Here is a 17,266-nt window from a genome sequence, read left to right as displayed (position 1 = left end):
TTATAAATGTGTTATTTCTACCATTAGCGGCACTACGTAACCTTTTGCACCATCTTTAACCTTAAAACCTAGTTCGCCAGAAGCGTATTGAACCATATGTTTATCTATCAATTTATCGCCTAATGCTGCTTTTATTTTTGAAGTAAGGCCGCCGTTAGTCTGTTGCATTTTCTGAAGTAATTCTGCTTGGTTCAATTCTTCTTGGCTGAAAAGTATTAGCAAATAATCGGTTCCAGGATTGCTGTCCATTTTTATCACCTTCTTTTCACTGGGAAAAGCAAATTCTGAATTAGCACCAATGAGCGGCGACATGCCGTCGCTAAATGGTAAAATTTTATTGATTTTTTGTGAAAGATCTGTTGCAAAAGCATAGATGTAACCTTCATTTACATTTTTTAGATAAAACCGGAAACGCGTGTTGCTGGGATACCCTTGCGTCATTCTATACGCAACCAAATCTTCTCCTTCAACATCGTCTTCTACTACAAGGTTTCTTGTTGAAATACGGGTAACCGGCATTGGCTGTCCGTTGTTTTGTTCAAAACGAAGGCTGCCCTCAGGTAGTTTTGCAGCTATAGGGTTTGGGTCTGGTTTGGGTTCAGGTTTAGGCTCTGGCTTAGGGTCTGGTTTTGGTTTAACGTCATCTTCTTTTTTCTTAAAATAACTATATGGTTGCAAGGCGCCCAAGCACCATTTATCGTACACATCGTACGGAATCCAGATAAATCCGCCATCGCCCCATTGGGTGCTCCAACTGTTTAGTACTCTAAAACAGCCCCCTTCGTAATTATCGTCGTAGCCAACAGCTACCATGGCGTGTTGGCCGTGTTTTTTAGCCTGTGTTCCTTCATCGCTAGGTACGGTACGCCACACTTTTTTAGATGTAAAAAAACTTTCAGGTAATTTCATACCTATTAATACGGGATAGCCTTCAGACAATGCTTTTTTAGTGGCGTTTACCCTTACCATCGGTGCTTGTTCATCATAAAAAAACAAGGTTTGATAGTCTCTAATCCGATAGTCTATAGCTTCCATTTGAGCCGCTTGGCTTATGCGGGGATTGCATTGGTAAGGCACTGTTTTTAAGGTAGGAACCCCGAGTACTTTTAAAGCCTCCATTCCCAATTTTGGATTGGTTCCCATTTGGCAATTTACATCTTCTTCTCTTTTAATTGCGTAATACACAAAAGAAGGGGAAAGAGCTGCCTGGGTTATTTTTTGTTTGTCGGTTATGTTGTAATCTTTTGCGAGCATTGTAGTACGCAAGCCATAGGCCGCCGCATAGGCAACACAAGTACCAAATTGGCCCTGATCGCCGGGAATGGGCACATACTTTTCCAAGGAATACGCGCTAGGCAAATCGTCGTAAGTACTTGCGGTAAATTGTACTTTGTACGGAATACTCCGATAGGATTCTTCGTCCCATACCATCCCGGTACTGTATTGATTTTGCGCGAATAATAAACTCGTGAAAAGGAATGCAATAATGCAGCTTAGATTTTTCATAATGTTGAACTTAGTTTTTACATTATAAAATAACAGCTACTATTTTTAATTTTAAATAGGGCAGTTGCCGTATTATTTGGCGTGAATAATCTCTGTTCAAAGTTTGCGTTTAAGAGTTGGCTCACATTTTGTAACTTGCCACACGTATGAAATCGTTACTTCTTCTATTTTTAATTATCGCTCAAATTGGTGTAGCGCAAAGCATCGCTCCCGAAAGCAAGGCGCCACTTGTGGCTGATAGGTTTATTGGCATTGACAATTACAAGAACACCTATTTTATTAAAGATCGTGTAATTAATAAACAAGGGCCGGACGGAAATTTTCTATTTAACGATTTACAATTGGGGCGAATTACTTCGGTAGATATTATAAATCCGTTGAAGGTGGTTGTGTTTTTTCAGGATACCAATACGGTGGTTTTATTGGACAATAAATTAAGTGAAATACAGCGTATCAACTTCAACAACCTACCGCAATTTTTAAATGTGAGTACTGCTACAAATGCTGGCAATAACAGTCTTTGGCTATTTAATGTTGATACCCAACAGCTTGAACTTTACAATTACGGATCAAAATTGCAGACGGTGGTATCGCAACCGTTTCCGGGAAAATTACTCTCGCAAGCCAGCAATTTTAATTATTGTTTCACATTAACCGAAAAGAAATTACGCGCCTTCAATATTTATGGAAGCATTTTAAATGAAGCACCTTCAGAAGGTTATGAACGTATAGTTCAACAGAATGAAAATGTAATAGCCCTAAAAGAAAACCAACTGCACTATCTCCCCGATTTTGCGAAGCGCAACAACGAAATTACCCATAACACTGTTAGGTTGAAATTGCCCGAAATTAGCATTAAAGACTTGCAGCTTAGCAATGATTTCCTGTATATTTATGACGGCGAAAATTTGCACACTTTTAAACTAACCATCCCAAAGAAATAACAGTTATGCACGTTGCAATTGCAGGAAACATAGGTTCTGGAAAAACTACCCTTACTCGTTTATTGTCTAAACATTACAAATGGCAAGCCCATTATGAGGACGTGGAAGACAACCCGTATTTGGACGATTTTTACAACCAAATGGAGCGTTGGTCGTTCAACCTGCAAATTTATTTTTTGAACAGTCGTTTCCGTCAGATTCTCGATATTCGTGAAAAAGGCAAGTCGGTAATCCAAGATAGAACAATCTATGAAGACGCCTATATTTTCGCACCTAATTTACATGCCATGGGGCTAATGACGAATCGTGATTTTGAAAACTACCGTTCGCTTTTTGAACTGATGGAAAGCGTAACCGAAGGTCCGGATTTGCTCATTTACTTGCGCAGCAGTATTCCTAATTTGGTAAACCAAATACACAAACGCGGGCGCGATTACGAAAACTCTATCAGCATTGATTACCTCAGCCGATTGAACGAGCGCTACGAAGCTTGGATCCATGGGTACGACAAAGGAAATCTGATAATTTTTGATGTTGACAATATTAATTTTGTTGACGATCCCGAGCATTTGGGAGAAGTTATCAATAAAATTGATGCAGAACTTCACGGACTATTTTAAAAATATAAACACTTCATTGCTACGTTTGATAAAAGTTATACCTTGCGCGCTTTAACTTTTTATTAACACGTAAAACATCACAAATGAAGATTTTTAAATTATTCTTATTTACAGCATTTATTTCATTAACTATTTCTTGTTCAAGCGATGACGACAGTTCATCTGCCGCTAATAACGATAACATCGTTGGCGTTTGGAAAGGCACTGAAGTAAATTATACAGGCGTACAAACTAGCGTTGCGAATGGAGAAACGACGACTATGGAATTTGTAGGAACAGGCTACGATCTTGATTACACAATAACCATTACTGCCAACCCAAATAATATAACATCTGAGGGAAGTTATAAAGTAGAATTGGTTACTACCATAGACGGGCAAACCAATACTGTAAATCTTGAAGATATCAACTTTCTTGAGACCAGCACTTGGAGTATAGACGGCGATCAGTTTTCATTAACCAGTAATGGCGATACAGACGTTATGACTATTGTAGAATTAACAGACAGCAACTTAGTGTTGAATGGCATATCAGTAGAAACACTTTCACAAGGTGGCGTTCAAATGGAATCGACAACAGATATAACTTTAAAGTTCTCTAAATTATAATTTTCAGCTTGTTTGTTTTTAAAAAATTCCTCGTCAATTATGGCGGGGTTTTTTTATGCCCATTTGTAAATGTCTTTTAACGTTTCCCTTACAGTATTCTATTACTAATTCCAGTAATTTGCCGTACAGACTATGGCATCACTCTACAACACTAAATTTTATCACCGCGATCTTTCTTGGTTGCGCTTTAATCATCGAGTTTTACAGGAAGCGGAAGACGAACGAAACCCGCTTTATGAACGCATTAAATTCTTAGCGATTTTTTCGTCTAATTTAGACGAATTTTTTCGGGTTCGCGTTTCAGATATTCGGCAGATCAAAGACTTAGAAAAACCACTCCGAAAAAAGCTTATAACCAAACCCAATAAGGTTTTAAAGGAAATAAAAGCGCAGGTAGATATTCAACAAAACCAATACGGACACATTTTTAATAATGAAATTATTCCTCAATTGGCTTCGGAAGGAATTCATTTAATTCGCCATGAAAACTTTTCAGAAGAACAAAAAGAAATAGCTACGGCCTATTTTGAAGAGCAGCTAAAGGAAATTACCGAAATAAGCTGTAACCCTTGTACCCAAACGCAATCGGTTTTTGTAAAGAATGAAAGGCTGTATTTAGCCGCCCAGACTACCAAAGACGAATTTTTAATGGTAGAAATTCCCGATACCGAACCGCGATTTTTTGTATTTCCGTCCAAAGATAAAACGGCGTTTTATATCACTTTTATAGACGATATTTTAAAATTCAATTTAAAAAGGGAATTTACAAAAGAACAAGCCTTAGATTTTTATTCTATCAAAATTTCGCGCGATGCTGAATTGTATATTGAAGATGAATTTTCAGGAAATTTGATGGAAAAAATAAAGGCCGCACTTCCAAAAAGAGATACCGGCCAAGCTACAAGAGCTTTAATAGACCCGGAGATGCCACAGGAGTTCCGGGAAATTTTAAAGAAAGCACTTGATGTAAACCACACCGACGTAATTTTAGGCGGGCGCTATCATAACTTTAAGGATTTTATGCAATTTCCAAATCCGACGAAAAAAGACTTTAGCAACCAAAAATTGCCGCCCTTGCCGCATCCGGATTTAGCAAATTGCGATTCTATTTTTAACTTAATTGATAAAAAAGACCAACTGCTGCATTATCCATATCAGAGTTTTAAGCCAGTAATAAAATTGATGCAGGAGGCTGCTATCGATCCGCTGGTGAAAACGATAAAGATGACCATTTACCGCGCAGCAGACGATTCCGATTTAAACGATGCCATTGCTTTAGCCGCCAAAAACGGAAAGGATGTTACCATTTTTATTGAAGTAAAAGCTCGTTTTGACGAACATAACAATTTAAAGTGGGGTGCAATTTTTAGGGAAAATGGGGCAAAGGTTATTTACAGTTATCCTGATATTAAAGTACATTCAAAAATTTTATATTTTGAACGGGAATTGGATGGAAAAACAAAGCGCTACGCATATATTGCCACTGGAAATTTTAATGAAAACACGGCAAAACTTTACACCGATTTTGGATTAATGACTAGTCACAAAAAAATAACCAACGATTTAAAACGTGTGTTTATGGTTTTGGAGCGCGATGTAATAGTACCAAAAGCAAAACATTTACTCATCTCTCCATTTACTACGCGCGAACGGTTTACTGCACTGGTAGAAAAAGAAATAGCCTTGGCAAATGCAGGTAAAAAAGGACTTATTGTTTTAAAAATGAACAGCCTGCAAGATAAAGGAATGATAAAAGAACTTTACAAAGCCAGCAATGCGGGCGTAGAAGTTAGATTGCTTATTAGGGGTATTTGTTCTCTGGTACCCGGAATTAAAGGCCAAAGCGAAAACATTTATATTACCAGCATTGTAGATCGTTTTCTTGAACACGGACGGGTATATTTATTCGGAAATGATGGAGACGAAAAAATATTTGTGGGCTCGGCAGATTGGATGACGCGAAACCTAACGCACAGAATTGAGGTGGTAACACCAATTTTGGATAAAGACCACAAAAAAACCATTCGCGATTTACTAAATATTGAACTGGCAGACAACGTAAAAGCCCGCATTGTAGATGCCGATCAAAAGAATGAATATGTAAGAAATTCTAAGCCTGAAGTGCAGTCGCAGTTGGCAATTTATAGATATTTTAAAAAGAAAAGTATTCAAGAATCAGAATGATAAAAGAATCTTTTCACACGAATTTCTTTTCTAAATAAAATTGTTTTCTTTGGCATGGGCTATAGCGGCTTCGCTATCTTCAACTAATAATACTGGTACGGTTTCAAAGGTTTTAAAAAGGCCTTTTACACGAAGCATTTTGCGTTTGTGTTTTACATTTCGCAAGTAGATTGCAAGAATGCGTTCGGGGTGGTCTTCGGCAATTTCTATATAAATATCTGGGTCGTGTTCGCCGCTATCGCCAATTAAAATAAAGGGCAATTGCGGATATGTTTTTAGAATATTTATAATTTCCTTTTGCTTTTGCGGCTTTTCCCCATCTGTAGCTTTTGGCGCGAATAGTTTTACGAACGGATTTACAAAATCGCGAAGCAATATTGGTCCTTTTATAAAATTATTCTTTTGCAAGAATATTTCTAAATAACTGTATAGATTCCACGGGCCGTGGCTTACATAAAATATTGGGTTACACTCATTACCCGATTTACCATCGTGTAATTTTTCATACAATGCTGCAGCTCCTTTTAGTGGAATTCGTTTTTCGGCTCTTTTAAAAATTGTGTTTTTAACCACCTGCCATTTTAACCGAGACGTGAGTCCGGTGTGCATAATTGTGTCGTCTATATCGCTAATTATTCCGTATTTCACTTCCGTTGAAGGGATTAATACTTCGCCTTTAAAATTATTTTTACGTTGAATTTTTCGACTTAAATTTTTATCGACAAACGAAATGGAATAATGTAGCCACCCCTCTTTATCGGTAAGCGGAAGTAAATTTTTAATTGTGGTATCTATTAAAAAATAACCTTGCGAATCTGTAGTGGTTTCAATGCTTCTTCCATCGGGAAGGGTGAGTAAAAGTTTCGTGTTTGTTACTTTATCCGTTTCAAAGCGTTTCCAACTATTCCAAAGTAAATTAAAAACGCCAGTCTTGGAATGATCTATGTTTTCATCTTCAATAGCCCGACCTTTTACATACAAATGGTTTGACGTACCATAGCTCCGGAAAGTGATAATTTGAATTGGGTCTTTTTTGAACATAGTTAAAGTTTGTGATTGGCATTGAACGTACACCTAATCTTTGCAAGTGGGTTACACTTTAAAAATGCCAGTTCTCGGGCCAGAGCATCATCAACAATAATCCAAAAACAATAGTAATTCCAAAAGAAATTCCCACCCATTTTGCCAATTGCCGTGTACCGAGAACGGCTGCCATAATTCCCTTAAACAATAAATTGGAAAGCGATGCCAACAAAATAAGTCGCCAGCCTGTAGCGGTATTCAGGCCTTCAACTTTCATCATTTGCGATAGAGACAGGGTAATTGCATCTACATCGGTAAGCCCGCTAATTATAGCGACCACATACAGTGCTTCTTTCCCGAACTCTTGTTTGGTAAATGCAACTGCCAATAAAATAGCGCCGTAAAGTAGTCCGAAAATCAATGCGCTTTTAAACTGAGCTGGATTTTCAGGTTCGGGCATTTTATCATCCGTTCCATTTTTGGTGATTATATAAAACAAACCTACACAAAGCAATACCATTAATACCAAAACAGTAAGCAGCGGTAATAGCAGCTCAGGCAGTTTGCTGGGAATAACTACGCTAACTTCAATTAAAACTCGCACCAAGGCTACAGCAGAGGCAGCAGTAATAACAAAAGCAGCCATTTTACTTATTGAAGTGTTATCTGTGGTCTTTCTGGCGTAGCTTACAGTTGTAGCCGTACTGCTGATGAGGCCACCTAAAATTCCATTTGAAATAATGCCTACTTTCTTACCTACAAATTTATAGATAAAGTAGCCTACCACGCTAATACCAACTATTAAAGTAACCATTAACCAAATATTCCGCGGGTTTAGCACATCCAGTGGACCGTAAGTTTTATCCGGCAAAAGTGGAAGAATTATTAAAGATATTCCGGCAAACGTCATAATAGCCGCAAGGTCTTTTTCGCTGAGTTTTTCAATAAAACTGTGGAGGTGTTCCTTTAAATAAAGCAGTATGGCCATAGAACCTCCAACAATAACCGCAATAACCCGATCGCCCATTACCAAATAAGCTCCCACGGCAAACATAAGCAATGCGGCTACCTCGGTGGTTTGACCAATATCGGTTTCGTTTAGTTTTTTCAGCTTTATAATATTGGCAGTAACCAGCAAAGCAGTTAGACACAGACCGAGGACTGGAAGAATAAAAGGATTGTTAAAGTCGCGTGCTAAAAAAGCCGAAACTACGCCCATAATAGAAATTAGGGTAAACGTTCGGACTCCCGCCATTTCATGGTCGCTTTTTTGTCTTTGCAGACCCACAAGCATCCCTAAACCAAAGGCGATTGCCAAAGTAACAATATCGTGGTAGTTCATAGCAGTGCCAAGATAATAAAAATTGTGAATAATTTTTTACAATATAATGTAAAATGGTGCTGCTGTTGAATGACCCTGGATGGGTGCCCGATGACAGGTGGCCGAGTGATAAAGGGCGCGGAATTTATATTAAAAAAAACCCCCAACGGTTTTGAAAACCATTGGGGATTGAGTTAAATAGAAATACGAATTTATCGTTATTCTTTATCCTTTATTTTTATTTTCATTCCTTCAACATCCTTTAGTTGGGCTCGAACTTCTTCTTCGGTACCGGTGAAGGTTTTGGTTTCAACTGTTTCTTCGCCATTAACGGTTTTTGTGATGGTTACATTGGCGGTTACTTGATTGTTGTTATCGTTTTTCAACATTTCAACTACAGTTTCAGTTTTATCTTTAAGATTTTCACCTTCAACAATTGTGCTTCCAGTTTCAATATATTGAATTTGCTTTTCGGTTAAAACAGTTTTGTTTCCTTCGGCATCAATAAAGTAAACTTCCTCCGTAGTAGTTTCCGCAGCCGTTACGGTATTGGTATGGCCACCGAGAATAGGCGCAATAACAAGTCCGATTAGGCAGGTAAGTTTAATTAAGATATTCATAGACGGTCCAGAAGTATCTTTAAAAGGATCACCAACGGTATCGCCAGTTACAGCAGCCTTGTGCGCATCACTACCTTTGTAGGTCATTTTGCCATCGATCATAACACCTGCTTCAAAAGATTTTTTAGCATTATCCCAAGCGCCACCAGCGTTATTTTGGAAAATAGCCCAAAGTACACCACTTACGGTTACCCCTGCCATATAACCTCCGAGCATTTCGGCGATAGCCATATTGTTCATTCCAAAAATCATAGGTACAAAGGCGATAACAATAGGAAAACCAATTGTCATAATACCTGGTAACAACATTTCTCTTAACGATGCTTTCGTTGAAATTGCCACACATTTATCGTATTCTGGCTTGCCCGTACCTTCCATAATTCCAGGAATTTCACGGAACTGACGTCTTACTTCATTAACCATTTGCATGGCAGCTTTACCTACGGCATTCATTGCCATTGCCGAAAATACAACGGGAATCATCCCACCTACAAAAAGCATGGCCAGTACGGGAGCTTTAAAAATATTAATTCCGTCAATTCCTGTAAAAGTTACGTAGGCAGCAAAAAGCGCCAATGATGTTAATGCCGCCGAAGCAATGGCAAAGCCTTTACCTGTTGCAGCCGTAGTATTACCTACAGAATCTAAAATATCGGTACGTTCACGTACAATTGGGTCTTGTTCGCTCATTTCGGCAATTCCACCTGCATTATCGCTAATTGGTCCGAACGCGTCTATAGCAAGTTGCATAGCTGTTGTAGCCATCATAGCAGAAGCTGCAAGCGCAACTCCGTAAAAACCAGCCAGTGCATACGAAGCCCAAATAGCACCTGCAAAAAGTATTACTGAAGGAAAGGTAGAAATCATTCCAGTAGCTAAACCTGCAATAATGTTTGTTCCTGCTCCAGTAGAAGATTGTTGTACAATTTTAAGAATTGGTTTTTTACCTAGACCCGTGTAATATTCGGTAACCGATGAAATTCCAGCGCCCACTACCAAGCCAACCAAGGTGGCATAAAACACTCTCATAGATGAAATTTCTTGTAGCCCTTCACCGAAGAAACTCATATTCATAGTTTCGGGAAGCATCCATTTTACTAGCGCAAAACACGAAATAGCTACCAATATAATTGAAACCCAGTTACCAATATTTAAGGCGCCCATAACTTGAGCTTCCTTTGCATCATTATTTTTTATTTTCACCAAGGTTGTACCTATTACAGAAATAATAATACCCACTCCTGCAATGGCCATTGGCAATAATATTGGGCCAATACCACCAAAAGCATCGGTTATTGCACCGCCCATATCTTTAATTACGTAATTCCCTAAAACCATAGCGGCCAATACCGTTGCTACGTAGCTACCGAATAAATCGGCACCCATTCCTGCAACGTCTCCTACGTTATCTCCAACGTTATCGGCGATAGTTGCCGGGTTACGAGGATCGTCTTCTGGAATTCCTGCTTCAACTTTTCCTACTAAGTCGGCACCTACGTCGGCAGCTTTCGTATAAATACCCCCACCAACTCTTGCAAATAGTGCAATAGATTCTGCTCCAAGTGAAAAGCCAGCTAATGTTTCAAGAACAATGGTCATAAGTTCCTGAGGCGCCAAGGTAACTCCATCTATAGTAGTTGGCTCCCAAACCCCATTCATAAAAACGTGAAAGAAGATGATAAAAAACAAGGTAAGACCTAAAACGGCTAAACCTGCAACACCCAACCCCATTACGGTACCACCACCAAAAGATATTTTTAGTGCTTCTGGCAAGCTTGTACGCGCAGCTTGTGTTGTACGAACATTTGTTTTGGTCGCTATTTTCATCCCCATATTTCCAGCTAAGGCCGAGAAAAATGCTCCGAAAATAAAAGCAATTACAATTAAGATATGTGTTGTGGGGACCACGTATGATACAAATGCCAAAGCAACGCTCACTACAAGAACAAACACCGCTAATAATCTGTATTCGGCATTTAGAAACGCTAAAGCACCTTCGTAGATGTGGTCGCTAATTTCTTTCATTTTACCGTCCCCTGAATTTTGTTTTAATACCCAAGAACGTTTAACGGCCATAAAAAGCAAGCCTACAATCGCCATCGCTATTGGCGCATAAATCATCATTGATTCCATATAATTTTAAATTAAAGTTGGTTGTTAAAAATGCGATTGCAAAAATAGGGAAATGGATTGGGATACGAAACAGTAAAATAACATAGAACAATACGGCCTTTTAAAAAGCGTTGTACCATTCTATGTTATAGCTATATAGCTGGAAAGACTACAATAAGTTTTATGCCGGTATTTGTACTATTTAAATACTAAAATGTCCGTGAACTTCAGGAGTATCGGCATAACGCTTAATACATTGATTGTAAATTTCAGTAGCTTCTGCGGCATCGCCCCAACCACCAACATCTACGCGTTTCTTTTCTAGGTCTTTATAAACTTGAAAGAAATGTTCAATTTCACGTACCAAATGAGGGTTTATATCTGACAGATCATTTAAGGTGCTCCAAATAGGATCTGAAATAGGAACACAGATAATTTTTTCATCTTGGCCTTTTTCGTCTGCCATGTGGAAAACGCCAATTGGCTTCACTTCCATAACACACATAGGGAAAGTTGGCTCGCCTCCTAAAACCAGTACATCTAGCGGATCGCCATCCAGCGCTAAGGTTTCGGGAATAAAACCATAGTCTGCAGGATACATCATGCTGCTAAAGAGCATACGGTCAAAACGAATTTTCTTTAGTTCAAAATCGTATTCATATTTGTTGCGGCTTCCTTTGGGGATTTCTATCAGTACGTCGAATGTCTTTTTCATAATCTTTTCTGTGAATTATTTTTTGGTGGGTGCAAAAGTAGTCTTTTTTATTGGTATTTTTTAGTAGTGAGTAGTTAGTAATGGTTATTGAGGTTAGAATTTTTAGTAGATATACCGTTATTATTTTCCATATTTAATCGGTATTTTGATTGCTCATTTCTGCGCATTTTCTACTATTTTCTAATTTGTAGGAAAAAAGAGCCATTTTCTTACAATTTAATACAGTATCTATGGCTTTGGTAGGGCTTTGCTATGGGGTATCCGTGGGCGAGGGTTTTTGGAGAAGATATTATACGTTTTTGGATTTAAAAATGCTGGGGGTAGTTATAGGGATTTTACGGGAAAACGAATTTTAAGTTGGTATTGAGCAATGTTGGTTTTGAGGGTTTTGAGATATTATAAGCCTTTAAATTTTAGCTTAAAAAAATAAATGATTTTTGGTTTCTTGAAAAAAATTAATCTTTTCAATTAATGCTAAATTACTATTACAAAAAGAATTTTTCATCATTTATGCACCAGAGTGCCGAAGCTATAAATGGTGCTATTAGAATTTCAAATCAATTTAACTCTTTTCAAAATCAAAATAGTTTTGCAAACTCTAAATATCGATTCTTAAAGAGGCGGTCTTCCCACTTATATTGCTTTATTAAAAATATGTATAAAACCCACGCTGGCTACCGTTTGCAACTTGTAGTTCCAAACAACCCCCAATCTCATCTTATAATATTTACACTAAATTCAGTCTGTATATTAAAATGATTGCCATGTAAGTTATTACATCGAGCATTTCAAAATAAAACAACTTACAAAACGCTCAAAAAGATTACATTCAAAAAGCCAAAACACTTCTATTTAATATTTTATAACTAAGTTACCTTTTTCCCATCTTCCGGCTTCCACAGTTTTATTGCTGTAAAATTTAATGCCCTTTCCTGTTAATTGATTGGCTTCAAAATCTCCAATATAGGTGAAACTTGGCATGGTGTACATACCGGGGCCTTGCATAATATTGTTGGTGTAACTGCCATAATAGTGGGAATTGACGCTTTTAAAATAGTAATGTCCTACTCTTTGTTGTTTGCCGGCTGTCCAAAAGCCTTCGTAAGTATCGCCGTTGCTATAGGTAAATTTACCAAATCCGTTTTCGCAATCGCCTTCGCAGCCGGCTATGTTGCCTTGTTTTCTTTCGAGAAGATAATTATACTTTTGTTTGCCATTTTCATATTCGCCAGCTTGGAGCAGTTTTCCGTCTTGTACAAAAAAACCGAAACCGTGTACATTTCCGTTGCTCCAATATCCATAGTAGTATTGGTTGCTGTCTTTCCAATAATATACGCCAAAACCGTCTCTAGCGCCATTCAGGAATTCACCTTTGTAATAGTCTGCACCATACGATCTCTCGCCGTACGAACTGAATTTACCCTTAAGATAAAGTCCTTTTTGGATATTGTTTTCAACTTTTTTTACACCATAACCATCTTTACAATTGCCTGAAATGCACGCGTCAGTTTCTTCATTTGCAATAATATTTGTTGTAGGAAGGTTATTGCCGCCCGGTAAGTTTGTGGTTAGTTTATTTAATTTCGGATTGTTTTCAAAATCTTCCAAGGTATATGCAGCGTAAAGTTCATTCGGTTTGGCTGTATTAAAATCTGGCAGCACCACTTTTATTTCATTATTAGGAAATCCGCTATGATACAAACTCACATAGGTAGTGTTTTTAGCAGACTGCGCTATTTTTTTTGATTCCGCATTCAATTTAACAGCTTTATAAACTACGCTAAATTCCTTCCCGTTACTATGTTTTACAAAAAACAGATGCTGGTTAGCAGTCATTGGTATTGCTTTATAATAGCCAGGATAGTCAGTTTTTATACTGAATGAAGTGTTAAGCGCTTCAATATAGAAAAAGCAAAATCCCTCGTTTATATAGGTGTCTTTTACTCCGCTAGCATATACACTTTGAGTATAGGTATTACCTTCGTGAATAAGGCCCGAATAACTTTTTTCTATTTGGGCGTAGGCTGCATTATCTGTAACGTTATAGAGTATTAAATTTAATTTTTTATTTCTTTCTTGGGTTACATCTACGTTGGTTAGGTATTTTTTTTGTGAAAAATCCCACAGCACCACTTGCTTTCTATCAATTAGATTGATGGGGATAAAAGAAGCGCGTTTGCCGTTCACATATACTTTAATATCATTAGCTGCCAAAGGCATCGCCATGGTGTTGGAAACATATTGCGTATTTTCTATTTGAATGTTATTCTGTTTGTTTTCAATTTCAGAAAAAGTGAAGTAATCGTTTGCCGTAAGCGGCGTTGTTTCAAAACGATCGCCGTTGCTGGTGATCGTATATACTTTAAAACCATCTTTATAGGCTTCCACACGAGATGTTTTTTTACCATTATTGTTTTCTACTATAGCAACCTCTAGTATATCACCTACTTTTTTATAGGAATAATCCTTGGTGAATTTCCCATCTTTATAAGACTGGCTTATAATGCGGTCTTCGTTATCATAGGCATAAGTAGTTTTAAACTCTTGGTTTTGTTGCTCTACCAACAAACCTTTGTTGTTATAGGTATAAGTCCAAATTCCACTGTTGCCCGCACCAGGTCTGCTAAATTTGGTTATATAACCTTGATAGTTAAACTCAAATTTTTCTTGCAGTGAATTAGTTTTTAAAACACCATTTTCATAAAAGTACTTTACACCTCTATCAAAATTTAAAGCCGTATTTACACTTCCATCTTTATTGAAGGTTTTATCCTGAAAAGCAAAAACACCTTTTGGCAGATTAAAATGTTCTAATTTATATTCAAATGCCATGGGATTTAACGGCGCTTTCACCCAATCTATTTTCTGTGCATTTACAGTTATTGAAATAAGAAAAATCCAGCTAATAGAGAAGCGTATTTTAAATTTCATAGTAATAGTCTTAGAATTAACGACTAAAATACCGTGGATAGATTGCAAATGGTATAAGGCATTTGCCCTATATTGACGAACATATGCTACATAATTGCTTATTCTAGAATTTAATGATTGTAAATTCCATCATTTGTTATTTTTAAAACAAGGTTATTGGATTTCGGTTGTAGCTTCTCTCCTCCTTGCCTATTCAATCTTGGTGAAGTTATACCTATATTGAAATCGCGATGGCAGAAGTATTCTAATTCCTAATTACAGAATCAACCATTTTAAGGCACAGCACTTACCCATCTTCAAAAGTCCGAAATCGCGTTAGCAAGATATAAAATGTACCGTACGATATAAACCCTACGGCAGTAATGGCCATTAAAATACCGCCTATTCCAGAAGTGTGTAAAAACGAAAAAGCATCTTGTATGCCTTTAATTTCATTATTATCGGTATAAATTCCTGCTCTTAAAAAGAAATAGGCAAGAATTGCTACTACAAAGGCACGCGCGTAATATCCAAACTTGCCCAGAATTTTTATAAGATGTGAATATGTAGCACCCTCCAAATTAAACCTGTCGAGCAGATGCCCTTTAATTACGCCAATAATTAATGCAACAGCTTGCACGGTTAGCACTACTCCTACCACAATAAACAGGATGGTTAGCGTGGTTGGACCCAGAAAATCGAGATATGCAGTATCAGATTTTTTACTGCCGGTGCTGCCAAATAAATGATAAAAAGCCAATCCAGCGATTACCGTGTATACCAAACCATTAAAAAAATAGATGAATCGTTTTAGCTTGCCTTTGGTATCCGAACCTATATTTTCGGGGTCTTTAATGCTTTGTACATACATCCAAGCCGAATAACAAATAAGCCCTACACCCAATAACATTAATAGTACTTGCCCAAAAGGCTGTTTCTTTAAAAAAGACAATGCCGAATTGGTCCCTGTACTTTCGCCACCCATATTTAAAGCAGCTAAGAGCGAAAGTGTACCAATTACAAGATAAATAAGCCCTTTTGAGACAAACCCTATATAGGCAATTGTTTTAAACGATTTTTTCACAAGTTATAATTTGAATTTTATAAAAGTACAACTTGTCATGTCATCCTATTTGTGTTTTTTGATGATGTTAACAGGTTTACAGCGTAAACAGCAAACAAATTCTTACAGATATCCAAGAATACTGAAGGGTTTGTATTTATAAAATATAGTAGTAATTTAAAATACTTGAAATTTCATCCTCTTCACTCTTCAAAACTCCGAAACCTTGTAAGCAGTATATAAAATGCGCCATATGAGATAAACCCTACGGCAGTAATCGCCATTAAAACCCTACCAACCGGAGACTGATCTAAAAAAGAAAATGCATCTTGAATGCCTTTAATATCATGGTTACCCGTATAAATTGCAGCATGCAAAAAGAAATATGCTATTATTATTACCACAAAGGCTCTGGCATAAAATCCAAATTGCCCGATTTTTCTGATAACCCCCGAGCCTCTATGACCTTCTAAATTAAACTGATCTAACAGGCCACCTTTAATTACACCCACAATTAACACCACCGCTTGAAAGGCCAAAATAACTGCAATTCCACCAAATATATACGATAGCGTTACTGGGCCAATAAAATCTAAATACTGCGAATTGTCACTATCAGAGGTGGGATACGTTATTAAATGATAAAAACACAAAATAGCAACTACTACGTAAACCAAGCCTGTAGTAAAGAGTCCAAATCGGCGCAATTTCGCTTTCAATTTACTGCCTATATTTTCGGGATCTTTAAACGTTTGAATAAACATCCAATACGAATAACACAACAGCCCAACACCCATCAACATTAATAATACTTGGCCAAAAGGCTGTTTCCTTAAAAACCTAAGTGCTTGATTGGTCCCCGAACTTTCACCGCCCATATTTAAAGCTGCCAATAGAGATAATGCGCCAATAACTAGGTATATAATTCCTTTGGAAATGAAACCGATAATAGCAGCAGTTTTAAAAGAATTTTTCAATAGATTTTTTTCTTATTTGTAGTATTACTGAGCTTGTAAAGTTACAACTACAATGTGAGATTTATTAAAATATTAAAGATCAAAATCTTTGGTTAAAATTTATGAGAATTCGGTTAAAATTATCATTGCTTAATTTCTTTAACGCTTTAAAAAATTTTAATGGAGAAATTTATAGCGCTGTTTCAAAATCAACTAATATGAAAGTGAATCAATTTTGGAGACACGGTAATAAGTCTATCGAGTTGTGAAGCAATAAGCCTATTTGGGAGAAAATTAGTTATGTTCACAAAATTCTGCTGAGGCTGGTTTGGTTTATAGAGCGCAAGATTATGATTGTGGCGGTGCTTCGGATTATGTAATAGAAAAGGGATTGTTAGATGATATTGTAGTATATCGGTATTATGGTTGAATGGGAAAATTAGAGAATTTAATTAAAAATTGTGCAAGGAAAGAACACGATGTAATCTCGCACCAGTGGGGGATTGAGATAGTGTTTTATGGCAGTAATGAATATTAAAAAACCGCCTAGAGAATTTCCCTAGGGGGAGTGTTCATTAAAGTGTGTCATCGGTTAAAAATCTGTTATCAAAATAATCTACGAGGTCTCTTCTCACGGATGTCCATGCAAACATAGTTCCATTCCATCTAGTCTGTGCATTTACT

12 protein-coding genes are annotated in these 17,266 nt (G+C 37.2%); 4 read left to right on the top strand and 8 right to left on the bottom strand.

What is annotated here, in order from left to right; genetic code table 11:
* Positions 1–1,506, bottom strand: coding sequence for a C1 family peptidase (locus VZD24_RS11585; RefSeq protein ID WP_279449013.1), 1,506 nt, complete (start codon positions 1,504–1,506; stop codon positions 1–3).
* Between the two features lie 146 nt (positions 1,507–1,652).
* Between VZD24_RS11585 and VZD24_RS11580 the strand changes: the two genes are divergently transcribed.
* The 4 genes from VZD24_RS11580 to ppk1 all read left to right on the top strand — a co-directional run bounded on the left by VZD24_RS11580 (position 1,653) and on the right by ppk1 (position 5,862).
* Positions 1,653–2,450, top strand: coding sequence for a hypothetical protein (locus VZD24_RS11580; RefSeq protein ID WP_279449014.1), 798 nt, complete (start codon positions 1,653–1,655; stop codon positions 2,448–2,450).
* 5 nt (positions 2,451–2,455) lie between these two features.
* Positions 2,456–3,070, top strand: a complete 615-nt coding sequence (locus VZD24_RS11575) for a deoxynucleoside kinase (protein ID WP_279449015.1) — start codon at positions 2,456–2,458, stop codon at positions 3,068–3,070.
* A gap of 83 nt (positions 3,071–3,153) precedes the next feature.
* Positions 3,154–3,678, top strand: a complete 525-nt coding sequence (locus tag VZD24_RS11570) for a lipocalin family protein (protein ID WP_279449016.1) — start codon at positions 3,154–3,156, stop codon at positions 3,676–3,678.
* 132 nt (positions 3,679–3,810) lie between these two features.
* Positions 3,811–5,862 carry a polyphosphate kinase 1 gene (gene ppk1 / locus VZD24_RS11565; protein WP_279449017.1) on the top strand — a complete coding sequence of 684 codons (2,052 nt, stop codon included), beginning with the start codon at positions 3,811–3,813 and terminating at the stop codon, positions 5,860–5,862.
* Between the two features lie 30 nt (positions 5,863–5,892).
* On the opposite strand, the gene VZD24_RS11560 is transcribed toward ppk1, so the two are convergent.
* The 7 genes from VZD24_RS11560 to VZD24_RS11530 all read right to left on the bottom strand — a co-directional run bounded on the left by VZD24_RS11560 (position 5,893) and on the right by VZD24_RS11530 (position 16,603).
* Positions 5,893–6,903: an App1 family protein phosphatidate phosphatase gene (locus VZD24_RS11560; protein ID WP_342687700.1), complete on the bottom strand. Its 1,011-nt coding sequence runs from the start codon at positions 6,901–6,903 to the stop codon at positions 5,893–5,895.
* Positions 6,904–6,961: 58 nt separating this feature from the next.
* Positions 6,962–8,227, bottom strand: coding sequence for an MgtC/SapB family protein (locus VZD24_RS11555; RefSeq protein ID WP_279449019.1), 1,266 nt, complete (start codon positions 8,225–8,227; stop codon positions 6,962–6,964).
* 197 nt (positions 8,228–8,424) lie between these two features.
* Positions 8,425–10,959: a sodium-translocating pyrophosphatase gene (locus tag VZD24_RS11550; RefSeq protein ID WP_342687699.1), complete on the bottom strand. Its 2,535-nt coding sequence runs from the start codon at positions 10,957–10,959 to the stop codon at positions 8,425–8,427.
* Positions 10,960–11,140: 181 nt separating this feature from the next.
* A complete protein-coding gene (locus VZD24_RS11545; protein ID WP_279449021.1) occupies positions 11,141–11,653 on the bottom strand; it encodes an inorganic diphosphatase in 513 nt (170 codons plus the stop codon).
* Positions 11,654–12,505: 852 nt separating this feature from the next.
* Entirely contained in the window at positions 12,506–14,584 is a 2,079-nt protein-coding gene (locus tag VZD24_RS11540; protein ID WP_342687698.1) for a hypothetical protein, read from the bottom strand.
* 286 nt (positions 14,585–14,870) lie between these two features.
* Positions 14,871–15,647, bottom strand: a complete 777-nt coding sequence (locus VZD24_RS11535; RefSeq protein WP_342687697.1) for a DUF1206 domain-containing protein — start codon at positions 15,645–15,647, stop codon at positions 14,871–14,873.
* Positions 15,648–15,829: 182 nt separating this feature from the next.
* Positions 15,830–16,603, bottom strand: coding sequence for a DUF1206 domain-containing protein (locus VZD24_RS11530; protein ID WP_279449026.1), 774 nt, complete (start codon positions 16,601–16,603; stop codon positions 15,830–15,832).
* Between the last annotated feature and the right edge of the window lie 663 nt (positions 16,604–17,266).

Source organism: Aequorivita flava, assembly GCF_038742595.1.
GTDB lineage: Bacteria > Bacteroidota > Bacteroidia > Flavobacteriales > Flavobacteriaceae > Aequorivita > Aequorivita marisscotiae.
The sequence above is the reverse complement of the archived record's forward strand: the minus strand, read 5'-3'. Positions and strand labels throughout refer to the sequence as shown.

Coding starts and splice junctions, on each gene's coding strand:
- VZD24_RS11585 (WP_279449013.1), bottom strand. CDS start 1,506: ATGAAAAATCTAAGCTGCATTATTGCATTCCTTTTCACGAGTTTATTA.
- VZD24_RS11580 (WP_279449014.1), top strand. CDS start 1,653: ATGAAATCGTTACTTCTTCTATTTTTAATTATCGCTCAAATTGGTGTA.
- VZD24_RS11575 (WP_279449015.1), top strand. CDS start 2,456: ATGCACGTTGCAATTGCAGGAAACATAGGTTCTGGAAAAACTACCCTT.
- VZD24_RS11570 (WP_279449016.1), top strand. CDS start 3,154: ATGAAGATTTTTAAATTATTCTTATTTACAGCATTTATTTCATTAACT.
- ppk1 (WP_279449017.1), top strand. CDS start 3,811: ATGGCATCACTCTACAACACTAAATTTTATCACCGCGATCTTTCTTGG.
- VZD24_RS11560 (WP_342687700.1), bottom strand. CDS start 6,903: ATGTTCAAAAAAGACCCAATTCAAATTATCACTTTCCGGAGCTATGGT.
- VZD24_RS11555 (WP_279449019.1), bottom strand. CDS start 8,227: ATGAACTACCACGATATTGTTACTTTGGCAATCGCCTTTGGTTTAGGG.
- VZD24_RS11550 (WP_342687699.1), bottom strand. CDS start 10,959: ATGGAATCAATGATGATTTATGCGCCAATAGCGATGGCGATTGTAGGC.
- VZD24_RS11545 (WP_279449021.1), bottom strand. CDS start 11,653: ATGAAAAAGACATTCGACGTACTGATAGAAATCCCCAAAGGAAGCCGC.
- VZD24_RS11540 (WP_342687698.1), bottom strand. CDS start 14,584: ATGAAATTTAAAATACGCTTCTCTATTAGCTGGATTTTTCTTATTTCA.